The sequence below is a fragment of the Massilia sp. P1_C10 genome, from assembly GCF_056406475.1.
This window is the reverse complement of the sequence record NZ_JBFUAC010000006.1, coordinates 84,935-102,241: the sequence shown is the minus strand read 5'-3', so window position 1 is coordinate 102,241 and position 17,307 is coordinate 84,935. Positions and strand designations below refer to the sequence as shown.

16 protein-coding genes are annotated in these 17,307 nt (G+C 60.8%); all 16 read left to right on the top strand.

Translation table 11 applies throughout. The annotated features are described in order from the left end of the window. Positions 1-59: 59 nt before the first annotated feature. The 16 genes from tviB to AC1D02_RS14650 all read left to right on the top strand — a co-directional run bounded on the left by tviB (position 60) and on the right by AC1D02_RS14650 (position 17,171). Positions 60-1,334 carry a Vi polysaccharide biosynthesis UDP-N-acetylglucosamine C-6 dehydrogenase TviB gene (gene tviB, locus AC1D02_RS14725; protein WP_477318097.1) on the top strand — a complete coding sequence of 425 codons (1,275 nt, stop codon included), beginning with the start codon at positions 60-62 and terminating at the stop codon, positions 1,332-1,334. A 90-nt stretch (positions 1,335-1,424) separates the two neighbouring features. After that, positions 1,425-2,474, top strand: coding sequence for a Gfo/Idh/MocA family protein (locus AC1D02_RS14720; protein ID WP_477318095.1), 1,050 nt, complete (start codon positions 1,425-1,427; stop codon positions 2,472-2,474). Positions 2,475-2,529: 55 nt separating this feature from the next. After that, entirely contained in the window at positions 2,530-3,114 is a 585-nt protein-coding gene (locus AC1D02_RS14715; RefSeq protein ID WP_477318093.1) for an acyltransferase, read from the top strand. Between the two features lie 6 nt (positions 3,115-3,120). Continuing rightward, positions 3,121-4,218 carry a DegT/DnrJ/EryC1/StrS family aminotransferase gene (locus AC1D02_RS14710; RefSeq protein ID WP_477318416.1) on the top strand — a complete coding sequence of 366 codons (1,098 nt, stop codon included), beginning with the start codon at positions 3,121-3,123 and terminating at the stop codon, positions 4,216-4,218. Positions 4,219-4,225: 7 nt separating this feature from the next. Then, positions 4,226-5,527 (top strand): glycosyltransferase, encoded by a 1,302-nt coding sequence (locus AC1D02_RS14705; RefSeq protein ID WP_477318091.1) that lies wholly within the window; start codon positions 4,226-4,228, stop codon positions 5,525-5,527. Between the two features lies 1 nt (position 5,528). Continuing rightward, the gene (locus AC1D02_RS14700) at positions 5,529-6,548 is read left to right on the top strand and encodes a glycosyltransferase (RefSeq protein WP_477318089.1); all 1,020 of its coding nucleotides are present in this window, start codon (positions 5,529-5,531) and stop codon (positions 6,546-6,548) included. Further along, positions 6,545-6,961, top strand: a complete 417-nt coding sequence (locus AC1D02_RS14695) for an acyltransferase (protein ID WP_477318087.1) — start codon at positions 6,545-6,547, stop codon at positions 6,959-6,961. Before AC1D02_RS14700 ends, AC1D02_RS14695 begins: the two co-directional genes overlap by 4 nt. Further along, positions 6,958-7,620 carry an imidazole glycerol phosphate synthase subunit HisH gene (gene hisH / locus AC1D02_RS14690; protein ID WP_477318085.1) on the top strand — a complete coding sequence of 221 codons (663 nt, stop codon included), beginning with the start codon at positions 6,958-6,960 and terminating at the stop codon, positions 7,618-7,620. Before AC1D02_RS14695 ends, hisH begins: the two co-directional genes overlap by 4 nt. Then, positions 7,613-8,413, top strand: coding sequence for an AglZ/HisF2 family acetamidino modification protein (locus AC1D02_RS14685; RefSeq protein WP_477318083.1), 801 nt, complete (start codon positions 7,613-7,615; stop codon positions 8,411-8,413). Before hisH ends, AC1D02_RS14685 begins: the two co-directional genes overlap by 8 nt. Before the next feature lie 7 nt (positions 8,414-8,420). Further along, positions 8,421-9,560, top strand: coding sequence for an N-acetyl sugar amidotransferase (locus AC1D02_RS14680; RefSeq protein ID WP_477318081.1), 1,140 nt, complete (start codon positions 8,421-8,423; stop codon positions 9,558-9,560). Beyond that, positions 9,557-10,645 (top strand): non-hydrolyzing UDP-N-acetylglucosamine 2-epimerase, encoded by a 1,089-nt coding sequence (gene wecB / locus AC1D02_RS14675; RefSeq protein ID WP_477318079.1) that lies wholly within the window; start codon positions 9,557-9,559, stop codon positions 10,643-10,645. The genes AC1D02_RS14680 and wecB overlap by 4 nt, the downstream gene beginning before the upstream one ends. Continuing rightward, a complete protein-coding gene (locus tag AC1D02_RS14670) occupies positions 10,645-10,944 on the top strand; it encodes a hypothetical protein (RefSeq protein ID WP_477318077.1) in 300 nt (99 codons plus the stop codon). The genes wecB and AC1D02_RS14670 overlap by 1 nt, the downstream gene beginning before the upstream one ends. 8 nt (positions 10,945-10,952) lie before the next feature. Continuing rightward, complete coding sequence (locus AC1D02_RS14665; protein WP_477318075.1) at positions 10,953-12,206, top strand: O-antigen ligase family protein; 1,254 nt, start codon at positions 10,953-10,955, stop codon at positions 12,204-12,206. Positions 12,207-12,313: 107 nt separating this feature from the next. Further along, positions 12,314-14,275, top strand: coding sequence for an asparagine synthase (glutamine-hydrolyzing) (gene asnB / locus AC1D02_RS14660; protein WP_477318073.1), 1,962 nt, complete (start codon positions 12,314-12,316; stop codon positions 14,273-14,275). Then, complete coding sequence (locus tag AC1D02_RS14655) at positions 14,272-15,462, top strand: glycosyltransferase family 4 protein (protein ID WP_477318071.1); 1,191 nt, start codon at positions 14,272-14,274, stop codon at positions 15,460-15,462. Before asnB ends, AC1D02_RS14655 begins: the two co-directional genes overlap by 4 nt. Positions 15,463-15,887: 425 nt before the next feature. Continuing rightward, on the top strand, positions 15,888-17,171 hold the full coding sequence (locus AC1D02_RS14650; protein WP_477318069.1) for an MraY family glycosyltransferase: 1,284 nt from the start codon (positions 15,888-15,890) through the stop codon (positions 17,169-17,171). Positions 17,172-17,307: the final 136 nt, after the last annotated feature.

The window sequence follows — 17,307 nt, the reverse complement described above, 5'->3', positions numbered from 1 at the left end:
GCGCGGTCTGGCCGAATTAGACGCATCAACCTCACCATCAATTAATAGGTATTGGACTAATGAACTTAAAAGACATTCGGCTCGGCATTATCGGGCTTGGATACGTTGGTTTGCCGCTGGCGGTCGAATTCGGCCGCCAGCGCAGCGTGATCGGATTCGATATCAATGCAAAGCGGATTGGCGAACTGCGCGCGGGCGTCGATGTCACTCTCGAGACGACCGCCGAGGAGCTGAACGCCGCCTCCTTGCTGGCGTATTCGACCGATGTCGAGCAACTGCGCCAGTGTAATTGTTTCATCGTCACCGTCCCGACCCCGATTGACGAGCACAAGCAGCCCGACCTGACCCCGCTGCTGCGCGCCAGCGAAACGGTGGGCAAAGTTCTGAAGAAAGGCGATATCGTCATTTACGAATCGACCGTTTATCCAGGCGCGACGGAAGAAGACTGCGTGCCAGTGCTGGAGAAAGTGTCCGGCCTGAAGTTCAACGAGGACTTTTTCTGCGGCTACAGCCCGGAACGCATCAATCCAGGCGACAAGGAGCACCGCCTCGTCAATATCAAGAAAGTGACGGCCGGCTCGACCCCGGAAGTGGCCGACCTGGTCGACGCGCTGTATAACCAGATCGTGACTGCCGGCACCCACAAGGCCGAGACCATCCGCGTGGCGGAAGCGGCCAAAGTGATCGAAAATACCCAGCGCGACCTCAACATCGCGCTGATCAACGAACTGGCATTGATCTTCAACAAGATGGGGATCGACACCGAAGCGGTCCTGAAGGCGGCGGGCAGCAAGTGGAATTTCCTGCCATTTCGCCCGGGCCTGGTCGGCGGCCATTGCATTGGCGTCGACCCGTATTACCTGACCCACAAGGCGCAGTCGATCGGCTATCACCCGGAAATCATTCTCGCCGGCCGTCGCCTGAATGACAACATGGGTTCGTACATCGTCTCGCAGCTGGTCAAGGCGATGACCAAGCGGCGCATCCATGTCGATGGCGCGCGCGTGCTCGTCATGGGCCTGACGTTCAAGGAGAACTGTCCTGACCTACGCAACACGCGCGTGGTCGATATTGTCGGCGAGCTCAAGGAGTACAACTGCCAGGTCGACGTCTACGATCCGTGGGTTGCGGCCGATGAGGCGCAGCACGAGTATGGCATCGCGCCGATCGCGCAGCCGGATCCCGGCACCTATGATGCGGTGATCCTGGCCGTCGCCCACAACGAGTTCCGGGCGATGGGGGCTGAAGCGATCCGCGCGCTTGGAAAAAGCGTTCACGTACTGTACGACCTGAAATACGTATTGAATTCCAAGGAGTCGGACCTGCGACTGTGATCGGTGATCCGATCCTGTCCGCTGCTGCAGGGCACGACAGCGCGCATCGCGCTGTCCCACAGATTTCGTAGAAATTATTAAGAGGATGGTATGAAAGCCCCAATATTAACGAGAAAAATTCGCATCGCGGTTGTCGGTTGCGGCCGCATTTCGAAGAGTCACTTCGGCGCGATCGAGAGCCATGCCGCGAATCTGGAGCTGGTGGCAGTCTGCGACACCGACCCGACGGTGCTCGATGCGCACGTCACGACGCACGGCGTGCCTGGATACGACCAGCTGGAAACGATGCTCAAGACCGAGAAGCTGGACGTCATCGCGCTGTGTACGCCGAGCGGGGTGCACCCGGACCAGGCGGTGCTCGGGGCCAAATACGGCGTCCATGTCATCACCGAAAAGCCGATGGCGACGCGCTGGCAGGATGGCGTGCGCATGGTCAAAGCCTGCGACGACGCCGGCGTGCACCTGTTGGTGGTCAAGCAGAACCGCCGCAATACCACCTTGCAGCTGCTGAAGCGTGCGGTCGACGAAAAGCGCTTTGGCAAGATTCACATGGTGCACCTGAACGTGTTCTGGACCCGTCCGCAGTCCTACTACGACCAGTCGAAGTGGCGTGGCACCTGGGAATTTGATGGCGGTGCATTCATGAACCAGGCGAGCCATTATGTCGACTTGCTCGACTGGCTGATCGGGCCGGTCGAACGCGTTCAGGCAATGATGAGCACGACGCGCGATATCGAAGTCGAAGACACTGGCGTGTTGAACGTCAAGTGGCGCAGTGGCGCGCTCGGTTCGATGAGCGTCACCATGCTGGCATACCCGAAGAACCTGGAAGGCAGCATCACGATCCTCGGTGAAAAAGGAACGGTGCGCATCGGCGGCGTCGCGGTGAACGATATCCAGATGTGGGAATTTGCCGAGTCCAAGGAATACGATCAGCAGATCACCGCCGCTAACTATGAGACGACGTCGGTGTACGGCTTCGGCCATCCGCTGTATTACAGCAACGTCGTCGATGTCATGCGCGGCGTGGCGGAACCGGAAACCGACGGGCGCGAAGGGTTGAAATCGCTGGAACTGCTGGTTGCCGCCTACCTCGCGGCGCGCGACGGCAAAACGATTTCGCTGCCGCTCGAGTATTAAACAAGGTTCAGGTTCGGGCTACGTTCCTGCTCGCTGCACTACTTTTTGAGGACACATGAAAAATATCACGATTCATCCAACCGCCATTGTCGACGAGGGCGCGACCCTCGGCGAGGGGACCAGCATTTGGCACTGGGTCCACGTCTCGGCCAAGGCGCGGATCGGCGCGCGCTGTTCGTTTGGCCAGAACGTGTTCGTCGGCAATGACGTGGTGATCGGCGACAATTGCAAGGTCCAAAACAATGTCAGCGTGTATGACGCGGTGACGCTGGAGGACGACGTTTTTTGCGGCCCCAGCATGGTGTTTACCAATGTGTTCAATCCGCGCTCGGCGGTCACACGCAAAAGCGAATACCGGCGCACGCTGGTTCGGCGCGGGGCCACGCTGGGCGCCAATTGCACTATCGTGTGCGGCGTAACCGTCGGCGAGTATGCGTTCGTTGGCGCAGGCGCGGTTGTCAACCGCGACGTGAAACCCTATGCGCTGATGGCGGGTGTGCCGGCCCGGCAAATCGGCTGGATGAGCCAGTTTGGCGAAAAGCTCGACCTCCCGGTCGGCGGCGATGGCGCAACCGTGTGCCCGCACACAGGGGTCAAATATGTCCTGCGTAACGGCGTTTGCAGTGTGGAGAAAGAATAAATGAAAATGATGGAATTTTGCGATCTGAAGAGCCAGTACGCCCGCTTGAAATCGGAAATTGATGCCGGCATCCAGGGTGTGCTGAACCATGGACAATATATCCTGGGACCGGAAGTCGCCGAGCTGGAAACGCAGTTGATCGCCTATACGGGCGCAAAATACTGCATCACCGTGGCCAACGGCACCGACGCCCTGCAGATTGCCCTGATGGCGTTTGGCATCGGGCCTGGCGACGAGGTGATCACTCCAGGCTTTACCTATATCGCGACCGCGGAAACGGTCGCGCTGCTGGGTGCAAAACCGGTCTACGTCGATATCGACGCACGCACCTACAACCTCGACCCGGCGTTGCTGGAAGCGGCGATCACGCCACGTACCAAGGCCATCGTTCCGGTCAGCCTGTACGGTCAGTGCGCCGATATGGATGCGATCAATGCGATTGCCGCCAAGCATGGCATTCCCGTCATCGAAGACGGCGCGCAGAGCTTCGGCGCGACCTACAAGGGCGTCCAGAGCTGCAATCTCAGCACCGTCGGCTGCACCAGTTTCTTCCCGAGCAAGCCATTGGGTTGTTATGGCGATGGCGGTGCGATTTTTACCAGTGACGACGAGCTGGCCAAAGTCATGCGTCAGATCGCGCGCCATGGTCAGGACCGGCGCTATCATCACATCCGGGTGGGCGTCAACAGCCGGCTCGACACGCTCCAGGCGGCGATCCTGCTGCCGAAGCTGCGGATCTTCAAAGAAGAGACGGCCCTGCGCGATGCCGCCGCGGCGCGCTATTCCCGCCTGTTCGGCGCCGCCGGCGTCGCCGGCACGCCAGTGCTGGAAGCACATAATACCAGTGCATGGGCCCAGTACACGGTGCGGGTGGGCGCGCGTGAGCAGGTCCAGGCGCAGCTGAAGGAAGCGGGCATCCCGACCGCAGTCCATTATCCGATTCCGCTGAACCGGCAGCCAGCGGTTGCCGATGCCGCGGCCGTGTTACCTGTCGGGGACAGCGTCGCCGAACAAGTGCTGAGCCTTCCGTTGAGCGCCTACATCACGCCGGCCGACCAGGAACGTGTGGTGGCAGCGCTCGCTGCCGCGACGGCTGCCGACTGATTTCAACATGTCCCGTCCTTCCGTACTAATCATCACCTATGGTTTTCCCCCGCACATCAAGAGCCTGGGGGGGGCCATCCGGATGCTCAAGCTGGCCGAATACCTGCAAAACCGGGGGTGCAAGGTGCACGTATTGTGCGCGCGCACCGCGCATCACGACACCTTCGGCTACGACGCCTTGCTGGCGTCGCTGACCGTCACCTACGTGGACGATCCGGTTGCCGTGGCCGGCGCGCGCGTGTTCAAGCACGCTGCGCGCTCTGCCGACACCGCCGCCCCGGCCAACGCGGGGATCAAGGCGCGGCTCAAGCGCCTTGTCATCGATGCGCTCACGCCCGATACCGCAATGCTGACCGTGCGCCGGATGGAGCGGGCGGCGATGGCCCTGCTCGGCGCCGAGCCCGCAATGACCGTGATTACCTCCGGTCCGCCGCACAGCATGCACCTGGTCGGTTACCGCCTGAAGAAGCAGGTGCCGGCGATTCAATGGATCGTGGATTACCGCGATAGCTGGAACGGCTCGTCGCTATTTCGCAAACGTCACGCGCTGCTGCAACGGCTCAATGAGTTCTTCGAGCGCCGTGTGCTCGCGCGTTGCGACCAGTTTACCTATATCAGCGCGCCGATGATCGGCAAGGCCTCCCGTCTGGGGGGGGCGCAACTGCCTGGCAAGGCACGGCTGGTGGCGAACGGCTTCGACCTGGCGTTGCTCGATACGCTGCCGCGCGCGCGCCCGCAGCCGGGACCGCTGCGCGTGGGCTACTTCGGTGCGATCGACAATGCGCCGAACAGTTACCGTAACCCGGAAGCGCTGTTCGAGGTGGTTCGCCAGCGTCCCGAGCTCGATATTCGCATCGAGCTGTATGGAAGCATCAATATTTCGTCGGACTGGCAGGAGAAACTTGGCGCCCGGCTGATGATCGGGCCGCGGCTATCGCACCAGGAGGCGCTTAACACCATGGCGGGCATGGACGCCTTGCTGCTGCTGCACACCCGCGCCGACGGCGCCGACGAAGTCGTTACGGGCAAAGTGTTCGAATATGTCGCCACCGCGCGCCCAATTATTTCGATCGGCCCCAAGGCGATGGCGGTGAACGACCTGCTGGCGGGCGACCCTTCCTTTTTCCAGGCCGAACATACTTCGGCAGGGGATATGGAGGCCGTGCTGACGAAGCTGGCGCGGGCCAAGTCGAACGGCACACTGTGTCTGCGCGAGCGAGACCGGCTCGCGTCGTTTAGCCGCGAAGGACAGTTTGCCAGTTTCCTCGAAATGGTCGGCAACCGTTTGCCGGCGGCGCACGGTGAATAAGATGCAGACGAATCCACACCGTTCCCCGATCCAGCTCAGTGTCTGCGTCATCGGCAAGAATGAAGGACGCCACCTGCCCGCATGCGCCGCATCGCTCGCGCAACTTGCTGCGGCCGGAATTGCCTACGAGAGCATCTTCGTCGATTCCGCCTCCACCGATGGATCGGTGGACATCGCGATCGGACTGTTTGACCGGGTCGTGTCGCTCGTTGCCAGTCCATTCTTGAACGCCGGCGCCGCGCGCCGCATCGGCACCGAGCACGCGGCGGGCGACTGGGTGTTGTACATGGACGGCGACATGGAACTCGCCCCCGAAGTGCTGCAACCCATTTGCAGCCTGATCAAATCGGGCGACCTGGCGCGCGGATTGTGCGCGTTCACCGAGAACCTGTTTCCGGACGGGACTCGCTCGCTGATCCAATTTCGCGGCAACCACGACGGGGCGCCTTGCCGGATGTTCGGCGGCGCGGTCCTGTTGCCCCGCCAGAAAGTGTGCGAAGCAGGCAACTGGTCGGCTCATCTGTATGCCTACGAAGAAGCCGAGCTCAATGCGCGCTTGGGCGGAGCCGGTGTCGCCGTGATCTGGCACGATTGCCGCATGGTGATCCACAAGACGCCGCAGGTGCCATTCTTGCGCAAGCTTGTCGGGGCAGTCGTGCCTTACCGTTCGTATCTCGGCAAGAAATTCTATGGCGCGGGGCAGGTCACCCTGTTGACTTTGCAAAACGGTCATTTCTTGCGGTTCGCCCAACGTAAGCCCGAGGCCTATGCGATGTTGGCGGCCTGGCTGATCATGCTCGGCGCCTGGCCCCTGGCGGGCGCGTATTCGGCGCTGCCGCTGCTGATCGTATTTGTGACGAATCTGGTCCGCTCTGGCCCGCGGGCGGCGGTCAACTACGCTTGTTTCCAAGTGCAGGTCGTGTTCGGCATGTTCAAGCTGCACCGCGAATTTACGCCTGGCATCGCGCAGGTGTTCACAGGCCGGCCACCTCGCGGCCTGGCAACGGGCGCGATCGGATGAGCCACTCGATCGGACGCAAGGGGGCGATCCTGCTGAAAGGATCGGTGCTGGCGCAAGGCTTGCCTTTGCTCGCCGCGCCTTTACTGGCCAGCGCGAACCTTGGCAACACTGATAACCGCAAGCCTCTTGCGTGCGCTCCGGTCCGAATTGGTGCATACTGCTGGATTGGCGCTCACGCCGCCATCCTGCCCGGCGTTTCGCTCGGCTCCTACAGGATAGTCGGCGCCGGCGCCGCGGTCCCCAAGTCGTTTGACGCCGGTTATCAAGTAATCGCCGGCAATCGGGCCAGAGTAATTCGCAGCCTCAATCCTGCCAAATGCATTTGGCATCGCAGCGAAGAGGAATTTCACGGCGACGTTGCCGCCGCCGACTTCCCAAAACATCGCCAGGCCCATCTGGCAACGCTTCAATGACTCAGACTTTACCCATCATTACCATTGTCGACTACGGTGTCGGCAACCTCAATTCGGTGGCGAACATGATTCGCCGGTCTGGCGCCGAGCCGCGGTTTGCGCGCACCCCGGCCGAAGTGCTCGAGGCCGAGCGCCTGGTGCTGCCCGGCGTGGGCGCCTTCGACTCCTGCCGCCGCGCACTCGACAAGGTCGAGGGCCTGGAAGGCGCGTTGCGTCTCGCCGTCGAGCGGCGCATCCCTCTGCTCGGCATTTGCGTCGGCATGCAGATGCTCGGCACCGGCAGCGAAGAGGGCGTCCTGCCGGGGCTCGATCTGATTCCAGGGCGCGTGCGCCGCTTCGATCCGGCGATCAGCGTCGCCGACCCGTCGTTGCGCGTGCCGCACATGGCGTGGCGCACTGTTGTGCCGCGCGGACCGGCGACGCTGTTCCAGGGCGAGCTGGGCGAATTGAACCGTTTTTATTTCGTGCATTCGTATTACTTCGACTGCGCCGATCCCGCGACCAGTGTAGGGGTCGCCTGGCACGGCCACGAGTTCACCGCCGCGATCCAACGCGGCCGCGTGTTCGGCGTCCAGTTTCATCCGGAAAAGAGCCACCGCTTCGGCATGGCCCTCTTCCGCAATTTTGCTTCCCTGCCGCTCGAGCCTGACCATGCGTGACGTCGATACCGCCTTCAATCCGTTTCGGATCATTCCGGTGTTGCAAGTCGAGCGCGGGCGGCTGGTCAAGACGACCGCCTATCGGAATCCGAGTTACGTCGGCGACTTGATCAACAGCCTGCGGATTTTCAACGAGAAAGAGGTCGATGAGATCGCCGTGCTCGATATTTCCGCCACGCGCGACCGGCGGGGGCCGGATTTCGCCCTGATCGAAGAAATGGCGAGCGAGTGCTTCATGCCGCTCGCCTACGGGGGCGGCATTTCCAGCGTCGCCGAGATCGAGCGCATTATCCAGCTCGGCGTGGAAAAAGTCATCCTGAACACGGCCGCCCTGGAAAATCCCGACCTGGTGCGCGCCGCGGCGGACGCGGTGGGCAGCCAAAGCATTGTCGTCAGCGTGGACGTGAAGAAGTCGTGGCTCGGCGGTTACCAGGTCTATACGCGCTCGGGCACCAAGCGCAGCGCTACTAGCCTGTTCGATACGATCGACTCCATCACTGCCACCGGTGCGGGCGAATTGCTGCTCAACGCGATGAGTCGGGACGGCACGCTGGAAGGATACGACCACCAGTTGATCGCGGCGGTCGCGGCGCGTACCACGCTGCCGGTCATTGCCTCCGGTGGCGCGAAAGATTCCGCCGATTTTGTGCGCGCCGTGCAGCAATCGGGCGCCTCGGCCACCGCCGCTGGGGCCCAGTTTGTCTACCGCGGCCCCCATCGGGCGGTGTTGTTAAGCTATCCGAGTCCGCGCGACATCCGCGCCCACCTTAAACCAATCCACGTAATTTCTTAAGACTACAATGCGCGATTATCAAATTTGCACTAACTGTGTCATGGACACGACCGATGAAGAAATTCACTTCGACGCTGCGGGCGTCTGCAACCATTGCATTGATTTTGAAACGCTGCAGAAACCGCAGATACTGAAAGGTCAGTCCGGCGCCTTGGCGCTCGGGGCCTATGTCGACCAAATGAAAGCGGAAGGCAAGGGCAAACCGTACGATTGCATTGTCGGCCTGTCGGGCGGTGTCGACAGTTGCTATGTGGCGCACCGTGTGATTGAACTGGGCCTGCGTCCGCTCGCGGTCCACGTCGATACCGGCTGGAACTCGGAGCTTGCCGTCAGCAATATCGAGCGGATTGTCGAAAAGTTGGGCATCGACCTGTTTACCACAGTAATTGATTGGGACGAAATGCGCGATTTACAATTGGCGTTCCTGAAGTCGGGCGTGGCAAATTGCGATGTGCCTCAAGACCATGCGTTCGTGGCGGTCCTCTTCAAACTGGCGGCAAAAAAACGCATTCGCTGGATTATCAGCGGGCATAATCTGCAGACCGAATCGATCATGCCCGAAAGCTGGGGCTATACCAGCATTGATTCGCGCCATTTGCGCGCCATCCACAAGCGATTTGGCATGCGGAAGCTGAAGACGTTTCCGATCTATTCGCTGTTGGAATACACCTTCTGGTGGCCGTATGTGCGCAAGCTGAAAGTCGTGAAGATGCTCAATTTCGAAGATTACCAAAAAGACGACGCCAAGCGGATGCTCATGGAACAATATGGCTGGCGTGATTACGGCGGCAAACACTACGAGTCGCGTTTCACCAAATTTTTCCAGTCGTATTATCTGCCGACTAAATTTGGTTTCGACAAGCGGCGCGCGCATTTGGCGAGCATGGTGGTATCGGGCGACATGACGCGCGAAGCTGCGCTGCAGCAAATGAGCAGCGCGCCGTACGCGCCCGAGCAAGCCAGGGAAGACAAACAATTTATTGCCAAAAAGCTTGGTGTCGGGGAACAGGAGTTCGATGCGATCTTGGCAGGCGAGCGCAAAACCTATCTGGATTACCCATCGAATGCCGCGCGGATCGAATTATTGTTGAAGATTAAATCCCGCCTTAGCGCCCTGGTGCGCGGTGAGAAGGTAGCGCAAGCATGAAGAAAATCCTCACCGTCGTGGGGGCACGCCCACAATTCGTCAAGGCTGCAATGCTCAGCCGCGCGTTGCGCGCCGAAGGCTGCTTCGACGAGGCGATTGTCCACACCGGCCAACATTACGATCCCGGGATGTCCGATGTTTTCTTCGAGCAACTCGAGATCCCCGTGCCGCGTCATGCGCTCGGCATCGCTGGGGGCGGGCACGGCGACATGACGGGCCGGATGCTGTGCGCTCTCGAACCGGTATTGCAGGCGGAAAAGCCAGACGTGCTTTTAGTGTACGGCGACACCAACTCCACCCTGGCCGGCGCCCTTGCGGCGGCCAAATTGCATATTCCGATTGCCCACGTGGAAGCGGGACTGCGTTCGTTTAACCGCCGGATGCCCGAAGAGATCAACCGGATCATGACCGATCATCTGTCGAGCCAGTTGTATTGCCCGACCGAGCAGTCGGTGAACAATTTGGCCAACGAAGGCATCCGCAACGGCGTCTTCGAAGTCGGCGACATCATGTACGACGCGGCGCTGCATTTCGGAAACGCCGAAAAATTTCCGGTGAAGCCGTCGGGACTCAGTCGCTTGGCCATCGGCCAATACGTCCTGGCCACCGTGCATCGCCAAGAAAATACCGACGATCCGGTAAAGCTCGCCCGCATCATCACGGCGCTCAACGCGCTGTCGCGTGACATTCCCGTTGTGCTGCCGCTGCATCCGCGTACCCGTGCCAAGCTCGACGAATGCGGACTCAGTGCGACCTTGCTTCCTGGTATCGATGTGGTTTCCCCGCTGGGTTATCGGGAAATGCTCGCCATGGAGCGGAATTCGTCGCTGATCGTCACCGATTCGGGCGGGGTACAGAAGGAAGCCTATTTCTACAAAGTTCCTTGCCTGACCTTGCGCGACCAAACCGAATGGGGTGAGTTGGTCGACCTTGGCTGGAATCGCCTGGTGAACGTCTTGAACGATGACATTCTCGACGCCGCGCGCATGGCGCTCGGTTCGAGTGGCGATACGTTGGCTGTCCCTTACGGTCGCGGCGATACTGCCGAGCGCATCGTTCGATGCATGCGTGAAGTACTGCGTTGATGCAGTCGCGCCTCGAATTGCGCAATTCTCTGGAAGCGGATAGCTTGTCATTGAGCGTGGAGCGCGCGCGTCCGGGCTACATCGGCAACGATGGTTGGAAATACCAAAGGGCGCTGGGGCACTTTTGGACCCGGATCGGCGAGGGGACCGCCATGGCAGCCCAACCCGTGGTCAATCATTCTTTCGAGCAGCAGGCCAGGCTGCGCGGCATTCCGGCGCGCGTGATTTCGTCGAAAAGCGCTATCGCCTCGTTGAACGACGGTGCCGGCGCTTGTGCGCTGCGCATGAGATTTCAATAAGCTCTGCCATGGCGCAAACGCAACGCTTCAGGTTGTTCGGCGGGCCCCTGTGGATCTGGTTCGTCATATTCGTTCCAGGCCACATGTTCAATTGGGCTCTCGAATGGGTGTGGCTCGTGGTGCAACTGCTAATTTCCTTGGCGTGGCTGTTTAGTGCGCGCGGCAAGCTTTTGCCCGTCGCTGGGATTGCTCCCCGCGTCTGGACAGGATTTTTCATGATCCTCACGGCGGCGGGCGTGTGGGCGTCGATCTATGGCGCGACTGCGATGAATCTGCAAATTTCGACGGCTGACATGTCGGATTTCTTCCGCTTCCTGCTGTTCATTCCGCTCGCGTTGTTTATCGGTTCGGCCACCGACCGGCATGCCGCACTCGGCCTTGGGGAAATATTCAAGGTCACGATCCTGTTCAATTTGGCGACCGTGGTAATCCTGTTGCTGAACATCCCGGTTCTGGCCGACGCGGTGATGCTGGTGTACGAAGAGGCCAAAGTCCAGATCGATTATGGTCATATCCGGATTGGCATTCCATTCACCAATCCAAATTTCGCGGCATTGATATTCATCCTGGCGTTATCGTACTTTGCATTCTTCCGCAAATCCGCGCTGTTTGTGTTGCTCACGATTTGCTCCATTTTTCTGACCGGCTCGCGATCCGGCATGCTCGCGGCTTTGCCGATCATTTTGGTGGTGTATGGCCTTTTCCTGGCGCGCGCCGTCCACAATGCCAAAGTGCTGCTCGTGTTGGTGCTGGGCCACCTTGCCATCTTGATTTGGCTGTCGAGCGCGCTCGAAGCCGTGGACGACTTGGGACGCGTCGTCGAATTGTTCGATGCGATCCAGGCCGGCGACCTAGGCCAGGTCGATACCGCTGCGATCCGATTCGACCTGATCCATTCGGCGCTCGGTTTCATCGAACGGTCGCCTTGGTTCGGCATTGGCCCCGGACGCAGTTATGGCCTGGATATCACCGATTCGCAGCTAGTGGCGTGGCCTGTGATGTACGGCATTCCGTTGGCGCTCATGCTGTATTTTTTCTTCGCTTGGATTTTTGTCGGAACGATTCGCGTTGCCAAGTCGCGTGAACATACGCTTGGCTTGCTCGCCACGGCGCTGGCCTTTTTCCTAATGCTGGCGACGGGCGACTTCATGAAGAACTATCGCGTGTTTTTCATCACAGTGCTGTTTGCGCACTGCATGAATTTAGTAGTGGCCCATGCACGGTCGGCAGGCATTGGTGCCCCGAGTGCGCCAGGCGACTAGCCACACCGTGCCTGGGCCAACGTCCGACCTGGCTGCCCCTGGCGGCCGAATTGCCGGTGCATCCGGTCAATGCAGGCTGCGCCTAAAGATAGAGAGATCGTAAAACAATGTGTGGATTGATAGGTTTTTTTGGCGGCGCGCCCGCTCCCGCCGCCGAGCTTGAGGCCACTGCGACGCGCATGGCCAGCGCATTGGCGCATCGCGGTCCCGATGGCGCCGGCGCTTGGGTTGACGCCGCCGCGCCGATCGCGCTCGGCCATCGCCGACTCGCAATCGTCGATTTGTCGCCGGCAGGGTTCCAGCCGATGCATTCGGCCCTTGGTCGCTATGTGATCGCCTACAACGGTGAAGTCTACAACCACATGTCCCTGCGCGCCGAACTCGACGCGGCCGGCCTGGCCCCGCAGTGGCGCGGCCATTCGGATACCGAAACGCTGTTGGCGGGATTCGCCGCATGGGGCATTGCCGCGACCATCGCCCGCGTCGTCGGGATGTTTGCCTTCGCCCTGTGGGATACCGAATTGCAAACCCTGACCCTGGGGCGCGACCGGCTGGGCGAGAAGCCGCTGTATTTTGGATGGCAGGGGGAGGGCGCGCAGGAAACTTTCCTGTTCGGGTCCGAACTGAAAGCGCTCAAGCAGCACCCGAGCTTCTCTGCGCAGGTCGATCGCGACGCTTTATGCCTGTTCTTGCGCCATAACTATGTCCCGGCGCCGTTTTCGATCTACCGCGGCATTTCCAAGCTTCAGCCTGGTTGTCTGCTAACCCTGGCGCGCGGTGAGCGCACGCCGACGATCACCCCGTACTGGTCGGCGGCTGCGGTCGCGGCCAGCGGGGCGCGGCGCCGCTTCGACGCGAGTCCGGTGGAAGCGGTCGACCAGTTCGAGAAACTGATGCTCGATGCGGTAGGGCAGCAGATGATGGCGGACGTGCCGCTGGGCGCGTTTTTGTCGGGCGGAGTCGACTCGTCGACGATCGTGGCGCTGATGCAGGCGCAGTCGGCGCGTCCGATCAAGACGTTTACGATCGGCTTTAACGAAGAAGGATTCAACGAAGCGGTGCACGCAAAAGCCGTTGCCCGGCACCTCGGCACCGAACATACCGAAATGTACGTGTCGCCCGCCCAGTCGCTCGAAGTGATCCCCGCCTTGCCGTCGATGTTCTGCGAACCGTTTGCCGACTCTTCGCAGATCCCGACTTTTCTGGTGGCGCAACTGGCGCGCCAGAACGTGACCGTCGCCTTGTCCGGGGATGGCGGCGACGAGCTGTTTTGCGGCTATAACCGCTACCTGATGGCCGACAAGATGTGGAGCAACTTGTCCAGGCTGCCGCGCAGCGGACGCCGCCTCGCCGCCCGCGGCCTGACCGCCCTGTCTCCCGCCACTTGGAACCGGGTGGTGGCGCCGATCGACAAGATGTTGCCGATGTCGTGGCGCCAGGCGCAGGTCGGCAACAAGCTGCACAAGGCGGCCGCTGTGCTGGCGGCGCGCAGTTCCGACGAGTTGTACCGGGGACTGGTGTCGTACTGGAACGACCCGGCCGCGGTGGTAGTGGACGGGGCGGAGCCGCCGACTGTGCTGACCGGCGGCGACCCGCGGCTTGGGTCCCTGAACCCGATCGAGAAGATGATGGCGCTCGATACCCTGACTTACCTGCCCGACGATATCCTGACCAAGGTCGATCGCGCCGGCATGGCCGCGTCGCTCGAATCGCGCATGCCGTTCCTCGATCACCGGGTGGTCGAGTTCGCCTGGGAGTTGCCGCGCGAGCTCAAATTGCGCGAAGGGCAGGGAAAGTGGATCGTGCGCGAGTTGCTGTACCGCCACGTCCCGAAGGAACTGATCGAGCGGCCCAAGATGGGCTTCGGCGTGCCGTTGGCGGCTTGGCTGCGCGGCCCCCTGCGGCCGTGGGCGGAGGCTTTGCTGGACGAGGCGCGGATCAGGCGCGAAGGGTATTTCCATCCGGAGGCGATTTCCCGGAAATGGCGCGAGCACTTGTCCGGCGTGCGCAACTGGGATCAGCACTTGTGGGGCGTATTGATGTTTCAAGCGTGGCTGGAGCAGCAATGAACACGTCGCCTGGGAAAAAAAAGATCCTGATCGCATTGAACGCGGCCTGGAACCTCGTCAATTTCCGCGCGGGCCTGATCGCCGCGTTGGTCGAGGCTGGCTACGAGGTGGTGGCGGTCGCACCGGATGATAAGTACGCCGCCCGGCTCGACGCGCTCGGTTGCCGGTTCGTCCCATTGCAGATGCAAACCAGCGGTACCAATCCGGTGCGAGATCTCGCCTTGCTGGTGCGCTTCGTGCTGCTGTTCTTGCGCGAGCGGCCGGACGTCTATCTCGGCTATACGATCAAGCCGAATGTGTATGGATCGATTGCCGCGGCGGTCTGCGGGATTCCGGTGATCAACAACATCGCCGGCCTGGGCGCGGTCTTCATCAAGGACGGCTGGCTGGTCGGCATGGTGCGTCAGATGTACCGGCTCGCCCTGCGGCGGTCCAGCACTGTGTTTTTTCAGAATCCCGACGACCGCCGCTTGTTCGTCGAGGGCGGGCTGGTCGCATCGGCGCGCACTTCCTTGTTACCAGGTTCGGGCATCGACCTCGGCAAATTCAGCGTGCCGCCGCCATTGGCGTCGCCCGGGCCGCAACGCAAGTTCCGGTTTTTGCTGATCGCGCGGATGTTGCGCGATAAGGGGGTGGGCGAATTCGTCGACGCCGCCCGCCAGTTGCGCGCGCGCTGGCCCGATTGCGATTTTTGCTTGCTCGGTTTCCTTGACGTGGATAATCCAGCGGCTATTTCCAGCGCGCAGATGAGCGAATGGGTCGCCGAGGGTTGCATCCAATATCTGGGCGTCAGTGATGATGTGCGCATCCAGATCGCCACGGCCGACTGCGTGGTGCTGCCGTCTTACCGCGAGGGTACGCCGCGAACCCTGCTCGAGGCGGGCGCCATGGGGCGGCCGTTGATCACGACCGATGCAGTCGGATGCCGGGAAGTGGTCGACGATGGTCAAAATGGCTTCCTGTGCGAAGTGCGCAACGCTGACGATCTGGCGGCGAAAATGGAATGCATGTTGCGGCTGCCAGCCGCAGAAATTGACGCGATGGGAGCGCGCAGCCGCAGCAAGGTCACCAGTGAATTCGATGAGAAAATTGTGATCAGGAAATATTTGGCGGCCATTGATCAAGCGCTTCCCCAGCTTGGCACTGCCCCGGAATCGGTGCCGCAGTCGAAAAAACGCGCTTCTTAGCGCCGTTACGGTGCGCGGCCGGCGCCGCGGCCTGCCGATTGCGACGCCGGTGTGCCGCATTGGCTCGTATTCTGTTCATCTTTACGCAAACAATTGGCACGCTTGCCATTCTGACTACGTCGCCGCGCGCAGTGACTTATCAATCACGCATTCAAATTTCTTTGAATACACTTAACCCGCAGCGATATTATCGGTCGTAATGGGATTCTGCTGATGTTATCGCCACTTTTCGCGTCGGGCTCGATATTTTGAGGAAAAGTTTCGCGAAATTGTCACAAATTGTAATGCACCTTGTTAGTATGCCGTACGCCACAAAACGTTGATTCGGTAGGCTTTTTTATTGAGACGGCATATTGCTTCGTGATAAAATCTTGCGTTATTGCTGTTAAAGAACATGAAATTCTAACCGGGCCGTGAAGTTGTCTATGAACCTGTCTTCGTTCGAAAATATCGCTTGGGTAGTGGGATTGCTGGTGTCGTTTATCTGTTCCATCGGATTGGTCATCACCACCCGTTGGCACGGCAAATTCTCCCTTGACGGTACCGCCGGGATTCAGAAGTTCCATGCCGTCCCGACACCCCGCATTGGCGGCGTGGCGATTTTTCTCGGCTTGATGTGCGCCTGGCTGGCGTCCGACGACGCCCTGCAGGATCTGTTCGGCCCGATTCTGATCGCCGGCCTGCCGGCATTCTGTTTCGGCGTGGCCGAAGACCTGACCAAGAAGGTATCCGTCCGCACCCGTCTGGTCGCAACCATGGCCAGCGGCACGCTGGCGTGGGCGCTGACGGGCGCGAGCATCGTTCATACCGGCATTGTCGGCGTCGATGTGGCCTTGGCCTGGGTGCCTTTTTCAGTCCTGTTTACCGCCTTTGCGGTCGGTGGCGTGGCCAATGCGGTCAATATCATCGACGGATTCAACGGGCTCGCTGGTGGTACGGTGACGATTTGCCTGGTTGCGCTTGGCCTGATCGCCCAGAATTGCGGCGATGTCGAACTGGCGAAACTGTGCTTTATCGTTGGCGCGGTCACGGTCGGCTTCCTGATGGTCAATTTCCCCTTCGGCAAACTATTCCTTGGCGACGGCGGCGCCTACCTGCTGGGGTTTATCCTCGCGTGGCTGGCCGTCTCCCTGGCCTACCGCAACCCGGCCGTCTCGGCCTGGGCGCCTTTGCTGGCCTGTGCCTATCCGATCTTTGAAACGCTGTTCACCATTGTGCGCCGGGTATGGGCCCGCAGCCATCCGGGCGAGCCGGACAGCCACCATTTGCACAGCCTGATCAATGTCTCGGTGTCGGCCCGGTTGTTCCCGAACTTGCGCGCCGACCTGCGCAATGCGTCGGTGTCGCCGATCGCATGGGTGATTGCAGCCATTCCTGCAGCGTTTTCCGTCCAGTTTGCCGGCCGCAACAGTGCACTGGTCCTGTGCGGTCTGTTCAGCTTTATGATCTACCTGACCTGCTACTTCCTGGTGTCGTCTTCGAGCCGGGTGCGCAAGCAGAAGGCTGCCGAGCAGGACAACCTCGCGGCGATCCTCCCAGCCATGCCGAGCAATATTATTCCGATGGTTCCCAAGGCGGCGACGCCGGCGCGCGGCGGCCACGGCGGCGCGCAGGCGCAAGGCGGATCGACGGCGATTCGCGGGGGCGCCCGGCGCATGAGCTCAGATGGAGCCCTTGCGCGCGCGGAGCGCTATCAGGAAGTCGACTAGGCTCCTGGCGGACCGATTGCTCCGGCGCGTGGGCGTGGCGGGTCGCTACTGAAAGCGTATCGCCGCGCGGCCGGCGCCACATCTTGCTGCTAGAATGGCGCCTTTTGTGGCCCGGCAGCGCCGGCCGACTATCTGC

Bases quoted from the DNA above. Each gene is read 5' to 3' on its own strand.
- wecB (WP_477318079.1), top strand. From the start codon at position 9,557: ATGAAGAAAATCCTCACCGTCGTGGGGGCACGCCCACAATTCGTCAAG.
- hisH (WP_477318085.1), top strand. From the start codon at position 6,958: ATGACTCAGACTTTACCCATCATTACCATTGTCGACTACGGTGTCGGC.
- AC1D02_RS14700 (WP_477318089.1), top strand. From the start codon at position 5,529: ATGCAGACGAATCCACACCGTTCCCCGATCCAGCTCAGTGTCTGCGTC.
- AC1D02_RS14705 (WP_477318091.1), top strand. From the start codon at position 4,226: ATGTCCCGTCCTTCCGTACTAATCATCACCTATGGTTTTCCCCCGCAC.
- AC1D02_RS14670 (WP_477318077.1), top strand. From the start codon at position 10,645: ATGCAGTCGCGCCTCGAATTGCGCAATTCTCTGGAAGCGGATAGCTTG.
- AC1D02_RS14695 (WP_477318087.1), top strand. From the start codon at position 6,545: ATGAGCCACTCGATCGGACGCAAGGGGGCGATCCTGCTGAAAGGATCG.
- AC1D02_RS14665 (WP_477318075.1), top strand. From the start codon at position 10,953: ATGGCGCAAACGCAACGCTTCAGGTTGTTCGGCGGGCCCCTGTGGATC.
- AC1D02_RS14680 (WP_477318081.1), top strand. From the start codon at position 8,421: ATGCGCGATTATCAAATTTGCACTAACTGTGTCATGGACACGACCGAT.
- AC1D02_RS14715 (WP_477318093.1), top strand. From the start codon at position 2,530: ATGAAAAATATCACGATTCATCCAACCGCCATTGTCGACGAGGGCGCG.
- AC1D02_RS14720 (WP_477318095.1), top strand. From the start codon at position 1,425: ATGAAAGCCCCAATATTAACGAGAAAAATTCGCATCGCGGTTGTCGGT.
- AC1D02_RS14685 (WP_477318083.1), top strand. From the start codon at position 7,613: ATGCGTGACGTCGATACCGCCTTCAATCCGTTTCGGATCATTCCGGTG.
- asnB (WP_477318073.1), top strand. From the start codon at position 12,314: ATGTGTGGATTGATAGGTTTTTTTGGCGGCGCGCCCGCTCCCGCCGCC.
- AC1D02_RS14655 (WP_477318071.1), top strand. From the start codon at position 14,272: ATGAACACGTCGCCTGGGAAAAAAAAGATCCTGATCGCATTGAACGCG.
- tviB (WP_477318097.1), top strand. From the start codon at position 60: ATGAACTTAAAAGACATTCGGCTCGGCATTATCGGGCTTGGATACGTT.
- AC1D02_RS14650 (WP_477318069.1), top strand. From the start codon at position 15,888: ATGAACCTGTCTTCGTTCGAAAATATCGCTTGGGTAGTGGGATTGCTG.
- AC1D02_RS14710 (WP_477318416.1), top strand. From the start codon at position 3,121: ATGATGGAATTTTGCGATCTGAAGAGCCAGTACGCCCGCTTGAAATCG.